General features: G+C 22.9%; 20 protein-coding genes and 2 pseudogenes. 10 read left to right on the forward strand and 12 right to left on the reverse strand.

The features are described 5' to 3' along the window. Positions 1 to 417 precede the first annotated feature (417 nt). On the forward strand, positions 418 to 3486 hold the full coding sequence (locus ACQH26_RS09155) for a DNA polymerase III subunit alpha (RefSeq protein WP_425382321.1): 3069 nt from the start codon (positions 418 to 420) through the stop codon (positions 3484 to 3486). Between the two features lie 671 nt (positions 3487 to 4157). On the opposite strand, the gene ACQH26_RS09160 is transcribed toward ACQH26_RS09155, so the two are convergent. From ACQH26_RS09160 to ACQH26_RS09180, 5 genes and pseudogenes are all read right to left on the reverse strand, one after another. Then, the gene (locus ACQH26_RS09160) at positions 4158 to 4646 is read right to left on the reverse strand and encodes an IS630 family transposase (RefSeq protein ID WP_425381862.1); all 489 of its coding nucleotides are present in this window, start codon (positions 4644 to 4646) and stop codon (positions 4158 to 4160) included. Positions 4647 to 4806: 160 nt separating this feature from the next. Next, positions 4807 to 5271 (reverse strand): annotated as a pseudogene (locus ACQH26_RS09165) (transposase); the annotation flags it as partial. Positions 5272 to 5279: 8 nt separating this feature from the next. Next, positions 5280 to 5768 carry an IS630 family transposase gene (locus tag ACQH26_RS09170; RefSeq protein ID WP_425381862.1) on the reverse strand — a complete coding sequence of 163 codons (489 nt, stop codon included), beginning with the start codon at positions 5766 to 5768 and terminating at the stop codon, positions 5280 to 5282. 40 nt (positions 5769 to 5808) lie between these two features. After that, positions 5809 to 6168, reverse strand: coding sequence for a helix-turn-helix domain-containing protein (locus ACQH26_RS09175; RefSeq protein WP_425382322.1), 360 nt, complete (start codon positions 6166 to 6168; stop codon positions 5809 to 5811). 117 nt (positions 6169 to 6285) lie between these two features. Then, positions 6286 to 6447 (reverse strand): hypothetical protein, encoded by a 162-nt coding sequence (locus ACQH26_RS09180; RefSeq protein WP_425382323.1) that lies wholly within the window; start codon positions 6445 to 6447, stop codon positions 6286 to 6288. 210 nt (positions 6448 to 6657) lie between these two features. Between ACQH26_RS09180 and ACQH26_RS09185 the strand changes: the two are divergent. Then, positions 6658 to 7780, forward strand: a pseudogene (locus ACQH26_RS09185) (IS3 family transposase). Here ACQH26_RS09185 and ACQH26_RS09190 read toward each other — a convergent pair. Then, positions 7767 to 8036 (reverse strand): hypothetical protein, encoded by a 270-nt coding sequence (locus ACQH26_RS09190; protein ID WP_425382324.1) that lies wholly within the window; start codon positions 8034 to 8036, stop codon positions 7767 to 7769. The pseudogene ACQH26_RS09185 and the gene ACQH26_RS09190 overlap by 14 nt on opposite strands. A gap of 373 nt (positions 8037 to 8409) precedes the next feature. Here ACQH26_RS09190 and rsmG point away from each other — a divergent pair, with 373 nt between their 5' ends. The 3 genes from rsmG to ACQH26_RS09205 all read left to right on the forward strand — a co-directional run bounded on the left by rsmG (position 8410) and on the right by ACQH26_RS09205 (position 10828). Beyond that, positions 8410 to 9105, forward strand: coding sequence for a 16S rRNA (guanine(527)-N(7))-methyltransferase RsmG (rsmG, locus tag ACQH26_RS09195; protein ID WP_425382325.1), 696 nt, complete (start codon positions 8410 to 8412; stop codon positions 9103 to 9105). 78 nt (positions 9106 to 9183) lie between these two features. Further along, positions 9184 to 9948 carry a ParA family protein gene (locus ACQH26_RS09200; protein ID WP_425382326.1) on the forward strand — a complete coding sequence of 255 codons (765 nt, stop codon included), beginning with the start codon at positions 9184 to 9186 and terminating at the stop codon, positions 9946 to 9948. Continuing rightward, a complete protein-coding gene (locus tag ACQH26_RS09205) occupies positions 9941 to 10828 on the forward strand; it encodes a ParB/RepB/Spo0J family partition protein (RefSeq protein ID WP_174480208.1) in 888 nt (295 codons plus the stop codon). The genes ACQH26_RS09200 and ACQH26_RS09205 overlap by 8 nt, the downstream gene beginning before the upstream one ends. Before the next feature lie 284 nt (positions 10829 to 11112). On the opposite strand, the gene ACQH26_RS09210 is transcribed toward ACQH26_RS09205, so the two are convergent. The 3 genes from ACQH26_RS09210 to ACQH26_RS09220 form a co-directional block, all read right to left on the reverse strand. Further along, positions 11113 to 11601 carry an IS630 family transposase gene (locus ACQH26_RS09210; protein ID WP_425382327.1) on the reverse strand — a complete coding sequence of 163 codons (489 nt, stop codon included), beginning with the start codon at positions 11599 to 11601 and terminating at the stop codon, positions 11113 to 11115. 40 nt (positions 11602 to 11641) lie between these two features. After that, a complete protein-coding gene (locus tag ACQH26_RS09215) occupies positions 11642 to 12001 on the reverse strand; it encodes a helix-turn-helix domain-containing protein (protein WP_425381863.1) in 360 nt (119 codons plus the stop codon). 91 nt (positions 12002 to 12092) lie between these two features. Further along, positions 12093 to 12254, reverse strand: coding sequence for a transposase (locus ACQH26_RS09220; protein ID WP_425383112.1), 162 nt, complete (start codon positions 12252 to 12254; stop codon positions 12093 to 12095). Positions 12255 to 12336: 82 nt separating this feature from the next. Here ACQH26_RS09220 and ACQH26_RS09225 point away from each other — a divergent pair. After that, a protein-coding gene (locus tag ACQH26_RS09225; protein WP_425381867.1) for an IS3 family transposase occupies positions 12337 to 13457 on the forward strand; the annotation gives its coding sequence in 2 pieces (ribosomal slippage) (positions 12337 to 12607 and positions 12607 to 13457; 1122 coding nt in all). A gap of 132 nt (positions 13458 to 13589) precedes the next feature. Here ACQH26_RS09225 and ACQH26_RS09230 read toward each other — a convergent pair. Then, positions 13590 to 14573, reverse strand: coding sequence for an OTU domain-containing protein (locus ACQH26_RS09230; RefSeq protein WP_425382328.1), 984 nt, complete (start codon positions 14571 to 14573; stop codon positions 13590 to 13592). A gap of 304 nt (positions 14574 to 14877) precedes the next feature. Between ACQH26_RS09230 and ACQH26_RS09235 the strand changes: the two genes are divergently transcribed. From ACQH26_RS09235 to ACQH26_RS09245, 3 genes are all read left to right on the forward strand, one after another. Then, the gene (locus ACQH26_RS09235) at positions 14878 to 15237 is read left to right on the forward strand and encodes a helix-turn-helix domain-containing protein (protein WP_425382298.1); all 360 of its coding nucleotides are present in this window, start codon (positions 14878 to 14880) and stop codon (positions 15235 to 15237) included. Between the two features lie 40 nt (positions 15238 to 15277). Then, positions 15278 to 15766: an IS630 family transposase gene (locus ACQH26_RS09240; RefSeq protein WP_425382329.1), complete on the forward strand. Its 489-nt coding sequence runs from the start codon at positions 15278 to 15280 to the stop codon at positions 15764 to 15766. A 982-nt stretch (positions 15767 to 16748) separates the two neighbouring features. Beyond that, positions 16749 to 17081 (forward strand): IS3 family transposase, encoded by a 333-nt coding sequence (locus tag ACQH26_RS09245; protein ID WP_425381973.1) that lies wholly within the window; start codon positions 16749 to 16751, stop codon positions 17079 to 17081. Between the two features lie 319 nt (positions 17082 to 17400). Here ACQH26_RS09245 and ACQH26_RS09250 read toward each other — a convergent pair whose 3' ends face one another. Further along, complete coding sequence (locus ACQH26_RS09250) at positions 17401 to 17703, reverse strand: hypothetical protein (RefSeq protein WP_425382270.1); 303 nt, start codon at positions 17701 to 17703, stop codon at positions 17401 to 17403. A gap of 147 nt (positions 17704 to 17850) precedes the next feature. Further along, positions 17851 to 19170, reverse strand: a complete 1320-nt coding sequence (locus ACQH26_RS09255; protein WP_425382330.1) for a hypothetical protein — start codon at positions 19168 to 19170, stop codon at positions 17851 to 17853. A 198-nt stretch (positions 19171 to 19368) separates the two neighbouring features. On the opposite strand from ACQH26_RS09255, the gene ACQH26_RS09260 reads away from it, so the two are divergent. Then, positions 19369 to 20489, forward strand: a protein-coding gene (locus tag ACQH26_RS09260) for an IS3 family transposase (RefSeq protein ID WP_425381867.1) whose coding sequence is annotated in 2 segments (ribosomal slippage) — positions 19369 to 19639 and positions 19639 to 20489 — 1122 coding nt in all. Because the reading frame shifts where the segments join, the coding sequence is not laid out codon by codon here. The last annotated feature ends 54 nt before the right edge of the window (positions 20490 to 20543 follow it).

Consider the following 20543-nt stretch of genomic DNA (forward strand, 5'->3'; position numbering starts at 1 on the left):
CATTTTTAATTATTTTTTTAATTACTTGTAGATCACCACTTTTAGCAGCTTTTATTAAATTAATATTTTGAATATCCATTTTTTTCTCCTTATTTGATTAAAAATAACAAACTCACTTACTTTAAAATGAAGTAATAAGTTGAAAACTTGTATTAAGTTTATGCAGATTTTAGCATATTATTGGTTTTAATATTCAAAAAATATATTATAATTTTTCCAAATTATTTATTATTAATTATTGAAAAAAATAATGTTTATTTTTTCTTTTTTAATATAAATTTTATTTCTAAAGAAGTTTATTTTAAGTGTTTTAAATAGGTTTGTATCGAAAACAATAACTTAAGAATAACCTAGCAAGATAAAATTATGTTAAAATTAACTTGTAATATAAGTCATTCAAGAATTGTAGGAGATAGTATGAAATATATAGTTAATTTAAATGTTCGTTCTAATTATTCATTTCTTTCATCAACTATTAAAATAAGTGATTATATTGAATTTGCTAAAAAAAATAATTTAAAAGTTCTATCTTTAGTAGATAAAAATATAATGTATGGTGCTTATGAATTTTGTAATTTATGTATAGAGAATGATATTAAACCATTAATTGGTTTAAATTGTGTTTGAGAAAGTGCTAGTGATAAAGTTGAATTAACTATTATGGCAACTTCATATGCTGGTTATCAAAGATTAATAGAACTTTCTACTATTATTAGTACTAATAATAATATTGTTACTACTAATGATGTAAAAAAATATCTTAATCAAACACGTGAAGTTTTAGTTATTATTCATGCTAATAACAAAAATATTAGATATATTAAAAATAATTATGATATTTTAAATTCAACAGGTCATGAACTAGTTTATTTTGGTTTAGTACCTAGTGATATGGATAATATTACTTTATTAAAATCGATTACATCTAATATTATTCCAATTGATTTGGTTTTATATTTAGATGAAAAACAACATCGTACTTATCAAATTTTACAAGCTATTAAAAAACAAAAAACATTAAAATCAGAAGATTTATCAAAAAGTAATGAGTTTTTATATAAAACTAAACAAGATTTAATACAACATTATCCAAATAAAATTATTGAAAACATTGAAAAGGTTATTTGATTATGTAATTTAAAATTTCCTAAAAATAAGCCAAATAGTGCAGAATTAAGTTTACCAAAATTTACTTGCCCTAATAATCTTACTAGTAATTTATATTTGCAAGAATTATGTAAGCAGGGATTAGAAGCGCATTTTCAAAGTCGCGAAATTCCTGAAACATACGTTAAAAGAGTTTTATATGAATTACAAGTAATTAATGAAATGGGTTTTGCTGATTATTTTTTAATTGTTAATGATTATGTTAAATTTGCAAAAAGCAAGAATATAATGGTTGGACCAGGTAGAGGAAGTGTTGCTGGTAGTTTAGTGGCATATGTTTTAGGAATTACTGGTGTTGATCCTATTGCTTATAATTTAATTTTTGAAAGATTTTTAAATCCAGAACGAATATCATTACCAGACATTGATATCGATTTTGAAGATACAAGAAGAGATGAAGTTATTAAATATATTCATCAAAAATATGGCAAAGAACATGTTGCATATATTGTTACTTTTCAAACAATTGCTAGTAAAATGGCAATTCGTGATTTGGGAAGAGTTTTTCAAGTTAATATTGAAGATATTAATGAAATGACAAAATTAATACCAATTCAATATAATTTTGAAATAGATATGGCTATTAAACAATCACCAAAATTAGCATGATATGCAAATAAGTATCCTTTATTGTTTACTTTAACCAAAGAAATTCTTGGTTTTCCACGACAAACTAGTACTCATGCAGCAGGAATCGTTATTACAAGTGCACCATTAGTTACTGCTATTCCATTACAATTAGGATTTCAAGGTATTTATCAAACGCAATTTCCAATGCAAACCCTAGAAGCTCTTGGTTTGATAAAAATGGATATTTTGGGATTACGTAATTTAACTATTTTGCAAAATATTTTACAACAAGTAAGTAAACATTATTTTTTAAATTTAAAATTATCTCAAATTCCTTTAAATGATGAAAAAAGTTTTAGCATTATTAAAAATGGTGATACAACCGGTATTTTTCAATTGGAATCTTCAGGAATGCGTCAAATTTTAATTAAAATGAAAGTTGATAACTTAGAAGATATTATTGCTAGTTCTTCTTTATTTCGTCCTGGACCACAAGAGTACATTCAAGATTATATTAATCGTAAATTAGGAAAACAAAAAGTTGCGTATATTCATGAAGATTTAAAACCTTATTTAGCATCAACTTATGGCATTATTATTTATCAAGAACAAATATTATTAATTTTACAGAAAGTTGCTGGTTATTCATTAGGAAAAGCTGATTTAATTCGTCGTGCAATTAGTAAAAAAGATACTACAGTTATGAAAGAACAAGCAAACTCATTTATTAAAAGTGCTGTTAATAGAGGTTATTCATCAAGAGTTGTTAAGAAAATATGAGAAGATATTGAAAAATTTGCTGGTTATGGATTTAATCGATCTCATGCTGTTGCTTATTCATTAATTAGTTATTATTTAGTTTATTTAAAAGCAAATTATCCATTGGCATTTATGGTATCGTTATTAAGCAGTGTTATTGGTAATGATCAAAAAATGTTACAATATTTGAATGAATGTCAAAAATATCAAATTAAAGTTTTACCACCATCAATTCAATTTTCTGGCATTGATTTTTTAATTGATGATGCTAAAAAAGCTATTCGTTATAGTTTACAAGCAATTAAGCAAATGAGTCAAGGTAGTTGTAGTAATCTTATTAAAGAACGTACTAGTAATGGATTTTTTCAAGATTTTTTTAATTTTTGTGCTCGAGCAATATTTATTGGTTTGAATCGTAAAAACATTGAACATTTAATTGCCGCTGGTGCTTTAGATGATATTCAATCAAATCGAACAATGTTATTATTAAACTTGGATGCTGCATTAGAATATGCCAATATGGTGCAGGTAAAAGATGAAACTAGTGGCGAATTATCATTAAATTTTAATTTAATTGCTAAACCAATTATGTTACAAAGAGAAGATGATTGAAATAATAATAGTATTAATGAACATCGTGCATTAGGACTTTACTTAAAATATAATCCTAAATTACTATGAAAAGAGCAATTAGATCCTCATAATAAAGCTATTGATTTAGCATATATTAATAATTATGTTGATCAACATGTTAGAGTATATGGAGTTATCAATAATATTAGAGTAATTAAAACTAAAACTAAAAAATTAATGGCTTTTTTTGAAATGCAAAATGATAGTAATGTTATTGAAGTAACGATTTTTGAAAAGTTATATCAAATATACCAAGAATATTTACAAGTTAATAAAGTAATTTTAATGGAAGGAAAGGTAGAAATTTATAATGATAATATTCAGTTAATTTTATCAAGAGTAATTAAAAATTTATAGTAAGCATATAATTTTATCTATGCTTACTATATTAAATAATAAATATAATCAATAGTTTTTAAGTTTCTTACTTTAATTTCTAATAATAAATAAAAAAAATAATGAAAATAATAATTATTAATAATTTCACAATTTTCAATAGCATCTCAAAAGTTATTATCTACTTTTTTTATTTTTAAATAAATATTTAAAAAGATTAGTAATATAGTTATAAATAATAAAATTGGACTTAAAATTATAGCAAAAACAATTCCAATTTTTAGTTGTACTAATGATTTAAGATTATAGTTTTCAACAATATTTTGAAAGAGGTAATGTTTACAAAAATATAATTTATTATTAGTTAATATATAAATTAAACCATGTTCTTTTATTAAATTAAAACCATTTTCTTTTGTTATTATTTCTTGTTTTCGATAATGATTATAGAAAGAAGGAATATATTTTATATCATTTTTTATGTTAAAAAAATCTATTAAGGTTAAAGATGTAAATATAACCAAAATAGTTAAAATCAATAGTGATAGTGTTATTAAATTTCTTTTTTTAAGTTTCTGAATTTTCATTTCTAAAAATCTCCTTATATTTTATTTATAGGTTAATTTTATTTGTTAGGAAAGTATTGTAATATATTTTTTATTAAATAAAATTAAATTATAAAATATTTATAGCTAACTAAAGTAATGTTTACTCATATCTTGAAAAACAAAATCAATCGCTTTTTTAATATTTGGTCAATAATTTGGTAATATTTTTCTTATATTATGTTTTATAGCAAATCAAAAATGTTCAATTGGATTTAAATTAGGAGAATATGGCGGAAGAAATAATAGTTTGCATCCAGCATTTTCAATTAATTGTTGTGTTAATTTAGATTTATGAAACGTTGCATTATCTAAAACTATAATTTGTCCACGCTTTAATACTGGAATTAGTTTATTTTTAACATATGATTCAAAAATTTTACTATTGCAATGTCCTTCAAATGCTCATAAGGCTTTTAATTTACCTTTATTTAGTGAACCAATTATACTCATTCTCTTTATTTTATATGCGGGTTTATTATCAAATAATCTTTTACCTTTTTCAGATCAACCATATTTATAAAATTCATTATCATCAATTCCAGATTCATCAATATATACTAAATCTTCATTCATTATTTTAGCTATTTCTTTTAAAAAATCTTCTTGTTTATTTTTATCTCTTTGTTCATATAGAAAAGTTTTTTTTATATGTATAATTTAGTTTTTTAAAATAGTTATAAACTGTTTCTTTAGTCATATTTCCAAATTTATCAATTTGGAATGGCAACACTTTTTAGGACTTTTTTTTGGTAGACATTTGTTTTTGATAATTAACTGGAGTTAAGTAGTTTAAAGTGCTGTGGATTCTTATGTTGTTGTATCAATTGATGTAATCAAATAATTCTAATTTTAATTGGATTAATGATCTAAAATTTTTATCATTAATAAATTCAGTTTTGAAAGTTTTAAAAGTTGCTTCAGCAACAGCATTGTCATAAGGACAACCTTTTTTGCTTAAAGAGCGAGTAATATTGAATGCTAGTAAAAGTTTATCAATAATTTTATTATTAAATTCATTACCACAATCACTATGAAATATTTGAATATCTTTTAAACAGCGATTTGATTGCATAAATGCTTGATGTACTAATAAGGCATCTTTTCTAGTACCTACACTATGTCCAATAATTTCGCGGTTAAATAGGTCAATTAATAAGCAAATATAGTTTCATTTACCATTAACTTGAACATAAGTTAATGGTATAGCTAACTAAAGTAATGTTTACTCATATCTTGAAAAACAAAATCAATCGCTTTTTTAATATTTGGTCAATAATTTGGTAATATTTTTCTTATATTATGTTTTATAGCAAATCAAAAATGTTCAATTGGATTTAAATTAGGAGAATATGGCGGAAGAAATAATAGTTTGCATCCAGCATTTTCAATTAATTGTTGTGTTAATTTAGATTTATGAAACGTTGCATTATCTAAAACTATAATTTGTCCACGCTTTAATACTGGAATTAGTTTATTTTTAACATATGATTCAAAAATTTTACTATTGCAATGTCCTTCAAATGCTCATAAGGCTTTTAATTTACCTTTATTTAGTGAACCAATTATACTCATTCTCTTTATTTTATATGCGGGTTTATTATCAAATAATCTTTTACCTTTTTCAGATCAACCATATTTATAAAATTCATTATCATCAATTCCAGATTCATCAATATATACTAAATCTTCATTCATTATTTTAGCTATTTCTTTTAAAAAATCTTCTTGTTTATTTTTATCTCTTTGTTCATATAGAAAAGTTTTTTTTATATGTATAATTTAGTTTTTTAAAATAGTTATAAACTGTTTCTTTAGTCATATTTCCAAATTTATCAATTACTTTTTGAACTGTAACATCTTTATTTTCTGCTAAATAATTTTTTAATTCATCTAAATCCTTTATTTTGTGGCTATGTCCTTTTTGATAATTCAAAATTGGTTTTATATGCCCAGTTTCTTTTTTTCTTTTTCTTCATAAAAATAAAGTCTTTCTAGTGATATTGAACACTTTACAAATTTCTTTAATTTTCATATTTTTACTTTCATAAGCTTCTATTACTTTTCTTAGTAAGTCTTCACTGTATGGTTTTGGCATAATTTAATCTTCCTAATCTATTTTAATTATTGCTGAATTGTACTTTTAAATTCAAAAACTGTTTAAATTACATATTATTATTTTACATTATTTATGAGTAATCATTACTTTAGTTAGCTATAATTGTAATAAATCTTTTTGAGTATCGTTATTAGATTCTTGCATTTTTTGTTTTAATTCTTTTAAATTAATAAAGTATTTATTAAAAACTAAAACTATTTTAACTGTTTTGCCATTAAAATCATTATGTCCATTTCAAACATCAATTTTACCTTCCATTTCACCACTATTAAATGAACTATTTAAAAGAAATCCTTCTTTTTTATAAAAATCTTGTCTTTTACTAATAACTTCCTTTTTATTAATATTTTGTAATTCATCAATTGTTAAACTATTATAAAAATCAGCAATATTGGATGGGTTACACTTTATTGGACACTAATTACGTAGACAAGTGAACAAATTAGTTGAAAGAAAGGAACTATAATTATGGCCAATATTAATTCATATACCGATGAATTTAAAAAACAAATAGTAGCTTTATATCAAAGCGGCAAATCAGTATCTTACCTTGCTAAAGAATATAATGTTACAAGAGCAGCTACTTATAATTGAATTAAGCAATTTACTAATTCAGGTAGTTTTAAAGCTAAAGATAATCGTTCTGTTGAAGAAAATGAATTAATTAAATTAAGAAAAGAATTAAAACAATTACGAATGGAAAATGATATTTTAAAGCAAGCAGCACTAATAATAGGCAGAAAATAGAAATTATTACAAACAATAAGTTTAAATATAAAATTCGCACAATGTGTCATTTTTTAAAAATTTCTAAATCAACATATTATTTTAATTTAAAGAAAAAAGAAAATAAAATTCAAAATAATATTTATGATGAAGCTATTATTAGTGCTTTTAAAGAAAATAAATGTGTTTATGGAACAAGAAGATTAAAAGTAATATTAGAAAACCAAGAAATTTATTTATCAAGACGAAAAATTAAAGAAATTATGAATAAGCATAATTTAATATCAAAATACACTAAATTATCATTCAAAAATCATAATAACAAAGTAAATGATGAAAAAATCACTAATCTTGTGAATAGAAACTTTAATAATAGGCTTAAAAATGAAGTTATTGTCAGTGATTTAACTTATGTTCAAGTTAATGGTAAATGAAACTATATTTGCTTATTAATTGACCTATTTAACCGCGAAATTATTGGACATAGTTTGTAGGTACTAGAAAAGATGCCTTATTAGTACATCAAGCATTTATGCAATCAAATCGCTGTTTAAAAGATATTCAAATATTTCATAGTGATTGTGGTAATGAATTTAATAATAAAATTATTGATAAACTTTTACTAGCATTCAATATTACTCGCTCTTTAAGCAAAAAAGGTTGTCCTTATGACAATGCTGTTGCTGAAGCAACTTTTAAAACTTTCAAAACTGAATTTATTAATGATAAAAATTTTAGATCATTAATCCAATTAAAATTAGAATTATTTGATTACATCAATTGATACAACAACATAAGAATCCACAGCACTTTAAACTACTTAACTCCAGTTAATTATCAAAAACAAATGTCTACCAAAAAATAGTCCTAAAAAGTGTTGCCATTCCAAGTATTTCTCTTTTCATTCTATTTATAAAATATGGTTTATATATATTTATTGATTTATTAAATAAAGCTTTTGATAATTCTTGTGATTTTAGAAAATTTTGATATATTTGGTCAAGTTTATTTTTATATTCTTTGATAGGATTTGTTCAATTGTTAATTTCTATAATGGTGTTTAATGAACTATTATTAATAGATTTTGTTAGTTCGTTTGAAAAATTAAGTAAAATTTTCATTTTTTTATTTTTCCTTTCAATGATATCAATTAAAACATAAAAACTCATTTACTTTAAATTAAGCAATGAGTTAAAAAACCTTTATAATTTTTTTAATAATTCTTATTATATGTGTTAATTATATTTGAGTTTAAAGAAAATACAACGAAAATGATATTTTAAGCATTTTAAATTATTTAATTAATTATTAATTAAAAATAACATTAAATTTTGAAGGATAGTAGTTATGTGATAAAATTTCAAACATATACTAAAAAAACATTATAATTAAATATAAAATTATAATTAAATTATATTTAATTATTTAAAGCATTATATTTATAGTCTACTTTAAATAAAGTATTTTATTAAAAAATTGATTTAGGAGTAAGCAATGAATAAAGATTGAACTATAGGTTTAACTAATTTAACTTTAACACCAATAATGGAACAACAATTAAGTCGGTATTATAAAATTTTAATTGCTGAAAATAAAAAATATAACTTAACAACAATTATTGAAGAAGTAGAAGTTTATTATAAACATTTCTATGATGCTCTTTTAATTAGTAATAACATCACTTTGGATGATCAAAATATTTGTGATGTTGGTAGTGGTGCTGGTATACCAGGAATAATTTTAAAAATTTGTTTTCCCAAATTACAATTAACCATTATTGAATCAAATGCAAAGAAATGTCAATTTCTAAAAACAGTAATTACTGAATTAAACTTAGAAAACGTTTATATAATTAATCAAAGAGCAGAAGCATTTGCTCATCAATATCGTGAAACATTTGATATTGTAACAGCAAGAGCATTAGCACCGCTAAATATTTTAAGTGAATTATGTTTAGGATTAGTAAAAGTTGAAGGATTATTTATTGCTTATAAGGGTCTTAAAGTTGAAGAAGAACTTGCGTTGGCACAAAATAGTATTAACACAATGGGTGCAAAGTTAATTAATCAATTTACTGTTCAATTACCAAACAACTATGGTCAAAGAACAATCCTTCATTTTCAAAAATATAAATTATGTGCTTTAAAATATCCAAGACCTTATCAACAAATTAAAAGTAAACCTTTGTAAATAATATTAATTAAAATTAGTGTTAAACTTAATTAGTAGGATAAAATATTAGTCTATTAATTTAGAAAGGTAATTATTATGGGCAAAATTATTGCAATTGCTAATCAAAAAGGTGGAGTTGGAAAAACAACTACTGCTACTAATCTTGCTGCAGGTTTAGGTATAAAAAATAAAAAAGTGTTACTTATTGATTTGGATCCACAAGGTAGTGCTACTATTTCAATGGGTTTTGCTGCTGATAAAGTTGAACAAGATATATATGATGTTTTAGTACATGATGTTCCATTGGAAAAAGTCATTAAAACTGAAGTTTGTCAAGGAGTAGATTTATTACCATCGACCATTTCTTTGGCGGGAGCCGAAATATTTTTATTAGAGCAATCTCGTAATAAAAGAAATATTTTATTAGAAAAATTAGAACCCGTAAAGGAAATATATGATTTTATTATTATTGACTGTCCGCCTAGTTTAGGATTAGTTAATCGTAATGCTTTAGCTTCGGCTAATTCAGTTATTATTCCGTTACAAGCTGAGTTTTATGCATTAGGTGGTTTGGTACAATTATTATCTACTATTCGTTTAGTACAACAATTATTTAATCCCAATTTAGAAATTGAAGGCATTTTATTAACTATGGTTAATATTAGAACAACTTCTTCTGTTGAAGTTATCAAAGAAATTCAAAAAAATTTTAGAGAAAAAGTTTATAAAAATTATATTCCAAGAAATGTAACCCTAAGTGAAGCACCAAGTCATGGTAAAAATATTTTTAGTTATCGGCCACGTTGCAGTGGTGCTATTGCTTATCAAAGTTTAGTGAATGAGGTGTTAAATAATGTCTAATGATAAAAAAAATCGTATTTCTGCTAAAGGTTTAGCATCAATTTTTGGTGAAGGTTTAAATGATTTGATAACTAACATTGAAAGTTCACCAGAAATTGCTAAAACTTTTTCACAAACTATTTCTCTTGCTAAAATTATTCCTAATCCATATCAACCGCGTGTAGTATTTAATGAACAAGAAATTAAAGAACTAAGTGATTCAATTAAAATTCATGGTTTAATTCAACCAATTATTGTTAAGAAAACGATAACAGATGGTGTTTTTCAATTAGTTGCTGGTGAACGTAGAACTAAAGCTGCAAAATTAGCAGGTTTAACAGAGATCTCTGCAGTAACTATTGAAGTAACAGATCAACAATTAATGGAATTTGCTTTGATTGAAAATATTCAACGTGTTGATTTGAATGCTTTTGAAGAAGCACAGGCATATCAAACTTTAATTAGTAAAATGAAATGAACTCAAGAACAACTCTCACAAAAAGTTAATAAATCACGTAGTCACATTGCTAATACTTTACGAATTTTGCAATTGCCAGTAGAGATTTTACAAATGCTTCAACGCAATGAATTAACAATGGGTCATGTTAAACCATTATTAAGTTTAGGTACTAATCTTAATTTAATGGTAACTATTGCTAAAAGGGCATATAGTGAACAATGGAGTGTTCGTAAGGTTGAAGATGTTATTAAGATGCAACAATTAAGTTTAAATCAAAAACAAAATGTTAATAAAAAGTCAGATCTTCATTTAGTAGCATTAGAAAATACTTTATCAAGAACTTTAGATACTAAAGTAAAAATCAATAAAAAACAATTAATCATCAATTATAGTAATCACAAAGAATTAAATCGAATTTTAGAATTTTTAAAATTAATATAAATTTAAAATGAGTATAAATGTTTTAAAGCATTTATACTCATTTTTTATCTTGTAAATTTATTTTATGATATTTCTCTAAAAGGAAATATTAATCCTGAATTAGTATAGATAATTAAGTTTGTAATAAAAACAAATAAGATAGACAAACCAATTGCAATTTTACTTATACCTAGTATGATTAATAATTTTTTGATATATCATGAGGATAAGTTAAAAGTTTTTTTTCCATATTTTCCTCCTAAAAGTTATATTTATTTTTAAGCCTTACTTATTTATAATTATAGCTAACTAAAGTAATGTTTACTCATATCTTGAAAAACAAAATCAATCGCTTTTTTAATATTTGGTCAATAATTTGGTAATATTTTTCTTATATTATGTTTTATAGCAAATCAAAAATGTTCAATTGGATTTAAATTAGGAGAATATGGCGGAAGAAATAATAGTTTGCATCCAGCATTTTCAATTAATTGTTGTGTTAATTTAGATTTATTAAACGTTGCATTATCTAAAACTATAATTTGTCCACGCTTTAATACTGGAATTAGTTTATTTTTAACATATGATTCAAAAATTTTACTATTGCAATGTCCTTCAAATGCTCATAAGGCTTTTAATTTACCTTTATTTAGTGAACCAATTATACTCATTCTCTTTATTTTATATGCGGGTTTATTATCAAATAATCTTTTACCTTTTTCAGATCAACCATATTTATAAAATTCATTATCATCAATTCCAGATTCATCAATATATACTAAATCTTCATTCATTATTTTAGCTATTTCTTTTAAAAAATCTTCTTGTTTATTTTTATCTCTTTGTTCATATAGAAAAGTTTTTTTTATATGTATAATTTAGTTTTTTAAAATAGTTATAAACTGTTTCTTTAGTCATATTTCCAAATTTATCAATTACTTTTTGAACTGTAACATCTTTATTTTCTGCTAAATAATTTTTTAATTCATCTAAATCCTTTATTTTGTGGCTATGTCCTTTTTGATAATTCAAAATTGGTTTTATATGCCCAGTTTCTTTTTTTCTTTTTCTTCATAAAAATAAAGTCTTTCTAGTGATATTGAACACTTTACAAATTTCTTTAATTTTCATATTTTTACTTTCATAAGCTTCTATTACTTTTCTTCGTAAGTCTTCACTGTATGGTTTTGGCATAATTTAATCTTCCTAATCTATTTTAATTATTGCTGAATTGTAGTTTTAAATTCAAAAACTGTTTAAATTACATATTATTATTTTACATTATTTATGAGTAAACAAAATCAATCGCTTTTTTAATATTTGGTCAATAATTTGGTAATATTTTTCTTATATTATGTTTTATAGCAAATCAAAAATGTTCAATTGGATTTAAATTAGGAGAATATGGCGGAAGAAATAATAGTTTGCATCCAGCATTTTCAATTAATTGTTGTGGATGGGTTACACTTTATTGGACACTAATTACGTAGACAAGTGAACAAATTAGTTGAAAGAAAGGAACTATAATTATGGCCAATATTAATTCATATACCGATGAATTTAAAAAACAAATAGTAGCTTTATATCAAAGCGGCAAATCAGTATCTTACCTTGCTAAAGAATATAATGTTACAAGAGCAGCTACTTATAATTGAATTAAGCAATTTACTAATTCAGGTAGTTTTAAAGCTAAAGATAATCGTTCTGTTGAAGAAAATGAATTAATTAAATTAAGAAAAGAATTAAAACAATTAAGAATGGAAAATGATATTTTAAAGCAAGCAGCACTAATAATAGGCAGAAAATAGAAATTATTACAAACAATAAGTTTAAATATAAAATTCGCACAATGTGTCATTTTTTAAAAATTTCTAAATCAACATATTATTTTAATTTAAAGAAAAAAGAAAATAAAATTCAAAATAATATTTATGATGAAGCTATTATTAGTGCTTTTAAAGAAAATAAATGTGTTTATGGAACAAGAAGATTAAAAGTAATATTAGAAAACCAAGAAATTTATTTATCAAGACGAAAAATTAAAGAAATTATGAATAAGCATAATTTAATATCAAAATACACTAAATTATCATTCAAAAATCATAATAACAAAGTAAATGATGAAAAAATCACTAATCTTGTGAATAGAAACTTTAATAATAGGCTTAAAAATGAAGTTATTGTCAGTGATTTAACTTATGTTCAAGTTAATGGTAAATGAAACTATATTTGCTTATTAATTGACCTATTTAACCGCGAAATTATTGGACATAGTGTAGGTACTAGAAAAGATGCCTTATTAGTACATCAAGCATTTATGCAATCAAATCGCTGTTTAAAAGATATTCAAATATTTCATAGTGATTGTGGTAATGAATTTAATAATAAAATTATTGATAAACTTTTACTAGCATTCAATATTACTCGCTCTTTAAGCAAAAAAGGTTGTCCTTATGACAATGCTGTTGCTGAAGCAACTTTTAAAACTTTCAAAACTGAATTTATTAATGATAAAAATTTTAGATCATTAATCCAATTAAAATTAGAATTATTTGATTACATCAATTGATACAACAACATAAGAATCCACAGCACTTTAAACTACTTAACTCCAGTTAATTATCAAAAACAAATGTCTACCAAAAAATAGTCCTAAAAAGTGTTGCCATTCCAACTATTAAATACCAAGTAAAATAAATTTAAAATATACTAAAAATAACCAAATATTTGGTTATTTTTTATTAATATAACAAATCAATAAATATAAAATTGATAATACTAATTAATTAGTATTTGTATTAGTACTTTCTTTTAATAATTGTTGATCTCCTGTTTTTGAACCATTAATTATTGGTTTAATAAATGATTCAAAAACAAGATTAGGATTTATAAATAATTGATCTTGATTATTTAATTCAAAAATAGATTTTTCTAATATTTCATTTTTTTGATGTGCTGGTACTTTAATTATATCTTCAATAAAAATATCAATTATAGCATTTTGTGTTTCTTCATTAATTTCTTTATCAGACAACTGATTTTTAAGTTTCAATCTAGCATTAATTAAAAAATCAGCACTTTCCTTTCTTGGAAATAAAATACTTTCTTGAGAACTATTATTACTTGAATTAACCTCAAATGAAGGCGTCACTACTTTTGTAGTTTCTTCCTCATTCCTTTTTGCTGGTGTTTGATTAGTAACATTTGAAAAATATTGATAATGTCGAGCTTGATAGTATAACTTCACCTCATTATTAGCAATTACATTATCTGGTTCAAATCTTTCCCTACTTGCAACATCAAAATCTTCATTAATTCTAATAATATCACAATTTAAAATATTACAAATTGCTTCAATTTCAACAGAACCTGTTATTTCACCATTTTTTCTCATTTGTTCTAAAGTTTTTCTTATTTGTGTATCTTCACTATTGTTAGGATACAATTCTTTATTTTTATTATTGATTTCACTATCTAATAACATTGATCTAAAATTAGCTTTATTATCTGGCCGTTTTGTATCTAAATTTTTTTCAATATAATTACAAATACGATTACGAAAGACTTTAACTAATTTTTCATTTTCTTTATCAGCAAAACTAAAATCAGCAAAACTAAAAATTCGTTCTCAACCGATTTCTATACCAAAAAGTGATTTATATCTTTTTTTAAATTGGTTTTTATTAGTTTTAACTTGTTCTAAATATGAAACGATTACTGCTCATAATAAACAATTACCATCTCTTTGTACATCTTTAATTGCCATGGTGATGTGCACTCCTTTAAAAGAAAAATAGTTACTTTAAAATAAAATAATAAACTAAAATTTTAAATAAATATATTGGGATTTTAATGCTCGTTGCTTTGTAATTCATCGCAAAATTGGTAATAAATATTACTACTTATAATATAACAAAAAAACAATAGCAAATCATTATTAAAATATTATATAGCTAACTAAAGTAATATTTACTCATAAATAATGTAAAATAATAATATGTAATTTAAGCAGTTTTTGAATTTAAAAGTACAATTCAGCAATAATTAAAATAGATTAGGAAGATTAAATTATGCCAAAACCATACAGTGAAGACTTACGAAGAAAAGTAATAGAAGCTTATGAAAGTAAAAATATGAAAATTAAAGAAATTTGTAAAGTGTTCAATATCACTAGAAAGACTTTATTTTTATGAAGAAAAAGAAAAAAAGAAACTGGGCATATAAAACCAATTTTGAATTATCAAAAAGGACATAGCCACAAAATAAAGGATTTAGATGAATTAAAAAATTATTTAGCAGAAAATAAAGATGTTACAGTTCAAAAAGTAATTGATAAATTTGGAAATATAACTAAAGAAACAGTTTATAACTATTTTAAAAAACTAAATTATACATATAAAAAAAACTTTTCTATATGAACAAAGAGATAAAAATAAACAAGAAGATTTTTTAAAAGAAATAGCTAAAATAATGAATGAAGATTTAGTATATATTGATGAATCTGGAATTGATGATAATGAATTTTATAAATATGGTTGATCTGAAAAAGGTAAAAGATTATTTGATAATAAACCCGCATATAAAATAAAGAGAATGAGTATAATTGGTTCACTAAATAAAGGTAAATTAAAAGCCTTATGAGCATTTGAAGAACATTGCAATAGTAAAATTTTTGAATCATATGTTAAAAATAAACTAATTCCAGTATTAAAGCGTGGACAAATTATAGTTTTAGATAATGCAACGTTTCATAAATCTAAATTAACACAACAATTAATTGAAAATGCTGGATGCAAACTATTATTTCTTCCGCCATATTCTCCTAATTTAAATCCAATTGAACATTTTTGATTTGCTATAAAACATAATATAAGAAAAATATTACCAAATTATTGACCAAATATTAAAAAAGCGATTGATTTTGTTTTTCAAGATATGAGTAAATATTACTTTAGTTAGCTATATTTAAAAATAATATATTTTATTGCACCAGTATCATTTGCATTTCATGAATAAGCAATTCTATATAAAGTATTTATTTTAAATTCATAATTAATTTTAATATTACTTTCTTTTGTACCTACTGATTTTCATTTAATAATATTTAAAGCATTAATTTTTTCATCAATAAATTTTTTAACAAATTTTGTGGGAGGAATATCTTTATCTCCTTGAAATGTTGTTTCACTCCAATCACCAGAAATATATTCTAATATTTTATAAGTAGTATCTTCTTTAATTAAAGTTAATTTATCTTGTTTATTATCTATATTAATTTTATTTTCATTAATACCATCAACAACTGTTTTATCAGTAGTTTCTAAATTAGGAATTTCAGTACTAACAGCATGTATAGCAAAAGCATATGAAAATTTATCTATATCTAATTTATCTTCTAATTTTTTATCAACTTCTGGTTTTGTATAATAATTATCTAAATTAGGGGGTTCACTTCCACCAGTAGCACTAATTACATTAGTATCACTAATATGAATATTTTCACCAGCAATTAATTTATCTTGTTTTTTACTTATACTTTCATTAATTCATTGTTTAATAAATTTAGTTGGTGGAATATCTTTATCACCAGTAAATATACCAGTTCCTAATTCTTTATATTGTAAAACTTTATAAGTTATATCTTCTTTAATTAAAGTTAATTTATCTTGTTTTTTATCTAAGAACCTGTTTAGGATCTTTTTTGATTAATTTTTAATAAAATTTATATTATAATGGTTATTTTATAATAAAAAATAGATTTTTAGTCGATAAGTTTTCAAATGATAAAATCTTTTTAACAAAAAAATGAAAAAGAAAATAAATTATTGGTTAAGTACCTATTTATAAATGATTATTTCTTGTTTTAGTTAAATTCTATTAAAAAGATCCTAAACAGGTTCTAAGTACTAGAAAAGATGCCTTATTAGTACATCAAGCATTTATGCAATCAAATCGCTGTTTAAAAGATATTCAAATATTTCATAGTGATTGTGGTAATGAATTTAATAATAAAATTATTGATAAACTTTTACTAGCATTCAATATTACTCGCTCTTTAAGCAAAAAAGGTTGTCCTTATGACAATGCTGTTGCTGAAGCAACTTTTAAAACTTTCAAAACTGAATTTATTAATGATAAAAATTTTAGATCATTAATCCAATTAAAATTAGAATTATTTGATTACATCAATTGATACAACAACATAAGAATCCACAGCACTTTAAACTACTTAACTCCAGTTAATTATCAAAAACAAATGTCTACCAAAAAATAGTCCTAAAAAGTGTTGCTATTCCATAAAATAATGAGTTAAAAACTTATATTAAGTTTAATTAAATTATACAAAAAAAGTTTCTATATTAAAAATAGAAACTAAAGTTTTAGGGGTTATTTGGAATTTTTGAATTTATGTTTATTTAAATTTTATATTCATTTTTTAAAATTATTTGTTCTATAAAAAATAAGAACAATTTAATTATAACACTTTTATTTTATATTTAACACTTATTTACGTTAAAGATTTTAATTAAGATTATAATCAATAAAATCACTAAATAAACTGCACAATTGTGCAGTTTTAAAGTATTTAAGATTTACATTTTTGCTGATTTACTATTAGAACTTTGACTTTTACTTGTTGAAGCTTCATTATTTATTTTTTTAATTTCTTTGAATCCCAAAGAATTACCAACTTTTTGTTTTTCTGTTCATACTTCTTTCAACTGTTCTTGTTCTTTTTTTATAGTGTCTTCTTTTTCAAATCCAAGAGCATTAGCAACTTTTTCTCGTCTTTCACGTTCGTTTTTTTCTCCTCAAGCTTTATTTATTCGTTCAGCTTCTTTTTTAAATTCATCTTTTTCCGATTGACTTCATTTGTCATATGGTTCTCATGGCATAATTTATTTTTCCTCTCTTTATTATTTTTGAATATTTTTTTCTACCCTTAAAATACTCACAAAAAATTATATATTTTTAAAACGAAAAATGTTTAATAAATAATAAAAAATCACTATTTTTCAAAATAGTGATCAAAACTTTATTAATTATGTTAATAAACATTTCACTTTATTTCAATTTTTAATTGAACTTGTTAAAGGTTGTGAGTCTTGATTATTTACTGTATTTCGTATAGATGAATCAAAATTTTGATTATTTTCAGATTCAATATTTAGATTTTGAGAAATGTTATTTAAATTATGATTTATAATGTTTTTGTTTATTAGTTGGTCTGGATTTTTTTCTTTTCTGTTATCTAGTTCTTGTTTTAAAATCTCATATTGTGTTTGTAATTTAGTTTCTAATTTATCAACTGATAAATTTTTAATTATTGATTGACGTTCTTTTTTTTCTTTTTCTTTTTGTTCTTTGTTTTTATAAAATTTATAACCAAATCATACATCAACTTTTCTTGTTGCAGAAGAAAATATTGATGCAAATATTCTTATAAAACTAATACTAGAAAGTGTACCTACAACTTTTAATCCTATTGCTACAGCAGGTATACTAGCTACAGTTGGAAAAAAAAGAATGATGACACCTATGAAAGTAGATATGCCAGCTAATACAACAATTACTGTAAAAATATATCATAGAGTTCTTTCAATTTTAGTTGGTTTTAGTTTAAAATCTTGTTGTTTTTTTAAAAAATCTTTTGCTGTTATTTTGTTTAAATTTTGATTTTGTTCATCAATTAAAAAAATATTACTTTTATATTCATTTATATTTTTGTAGTATTTGGTTTGTTTTATTATTTTTAAACTAGCATCATATTTAAAATGATGAAAATACATTATTTCTTCGCTTATTGATTGATTAATATGCACAAAAGTTGTTATAAAAAATATTTTATCTGCTATTGGTAAAAATTCTTCGTGAATTTTATCAATACCTGTTTTTTTAGTTTGTTTTTCATTATAAATTGTTATGGCATTATATTTAAATTTAGCCAAATTTACATTGCCTTGCTTTAGTTTTAATTCTTCATATTCTTTTTTAAGTTGTTGAATTTCCTTTTCTAGTTCTTGAATTTTTCTTTGAGCTTGTATTAGTTCTTCTGTATTTGGTTTTGGTAAATTTAAGTAATTGGTTAATTTTGTTCAAAAATCATTATTTGTTTTTTGTTCTTTTTCGTTATCTGTTAAATTAGTAGAAACTATTTTTAAATTTTCATTAATATTTTTGGACAGGTCATCATTAAGTTGTTGTTCACTAGCAGTAATTTTTTCAATTATTTTAAATGTTGATCCACCATGTCTACTTTTTTCTTTTAAAGTAGTGTTTGGTTGTTTTTTAATATCTTCTATGGATTTATTTTCTGATAGAAAATTATATGTTTGTGATTTAGTCTTATCTATTATTGCCATTTTAATGCCTCCTTTAACAATAAAAAGTCCATTTACTTTGGTATAAAAGTAATGAGTTAAAATTTATATATTGGATAACAACTATATGTTATCAAATTTTGTATATTTTACAATTAGTTAAGTGGATGGGTTACACTTTATTGGACACTAATTACGTAGACAAGTGAACAAATTAGTTGAAAGAAAGGAACTATAATTATGGCCAATATTAATTCATATACCGATGAATTTAAAAAACAAATAGTAGCTTTATATCAAAGCGGCAAATCAGTATCTTACCTTGCTAAAGAATATAATGTTACAAGAGCAGCTACTTATAATTGAATTAAGCAATTTACTAATTCAGGTAGTTTTAAAGCTAAAGATAATCGTTCTGTTGAAGAAAATGAATTAATTAAATTAAGAAAAGAATTAAAACAATTACGAATGGAAAATGATATTTTAAAGCAAGCAGCACTAATAATAGGCAGAAAATAGAAATTATTACAAACAATAAGTTTAAATATAAAATTCGCACAATGTGTCATTTTTTAAAAATTTCTAAATCAACATATTATTTTAATTTAAAGAAAAAAGAAAATAAAATTCAAAATAATATTTATGATGAAGCTATTATTAGTGCTTTTAAAGAAAATAAATGTGTTTATGGAACAAGAAGATTAAAAGTAATATTAGAAAACCAAGAAATTTATTTATCAAGACGAAAAATTAAAGAAATTATGAATAAGCATAATTTAATATCAAAATACACTAAATTATCATTCAAAAATCATAATAACAAAGTAAATGATGAAAAAATCACTAATCTTGTGAATAGAAACTTTAATAATAGGCTTAAAAATGAAGTTATTGTCAGTGATTTAACTTATGTTCAAGTTAATGGTAAATGAAACTATATTTGCTTATTAATTGACCTATTTAACCGCGAAATTATTGGACATAGTGTAGGTACTAGAAAAGATGCCTTATTAGTACATCAAGCATTTATGCAATCAAATCGCTGTTTAAAAGATATTCAAATATTTCATAGTGATTGTGGTAATGAATTTAATAATAAAATTATTGATAAACTTTTACTAGCATTCAATATTACTCGCTCTTTAAGCAAAAAAGGTTGTCCTTATGACAATGCTGTTGCTGAAGCAACTTTTAAAACTTTCAAAACTGAATTTATTAATGATAAAAATTTTAGATCATTAATCCAATTAAAATTAGAATTATTTGATTACATCAATTGATACAACAACATAAGAATCCACAGCACTTTAAACTACTTAACTCCAGTTAATTATCAAAAACAAATGTCTACCAAAAAATAGTCCTAAAAAGTGTTGCCATTCCAGATATTTTAAAGCAAGCAGCACTAATAATAG

This window comes from Spiroplasma endosymbiont of Melieria omissa, from assembly GCF_964031175.1.
Lineage (GTDB): Bacteria > Bacillota_I > Bacilli_A > Mycoplasmatales > VBWQ01 > Spiroplasma_E > Spiroplasma_E ixodetis_A.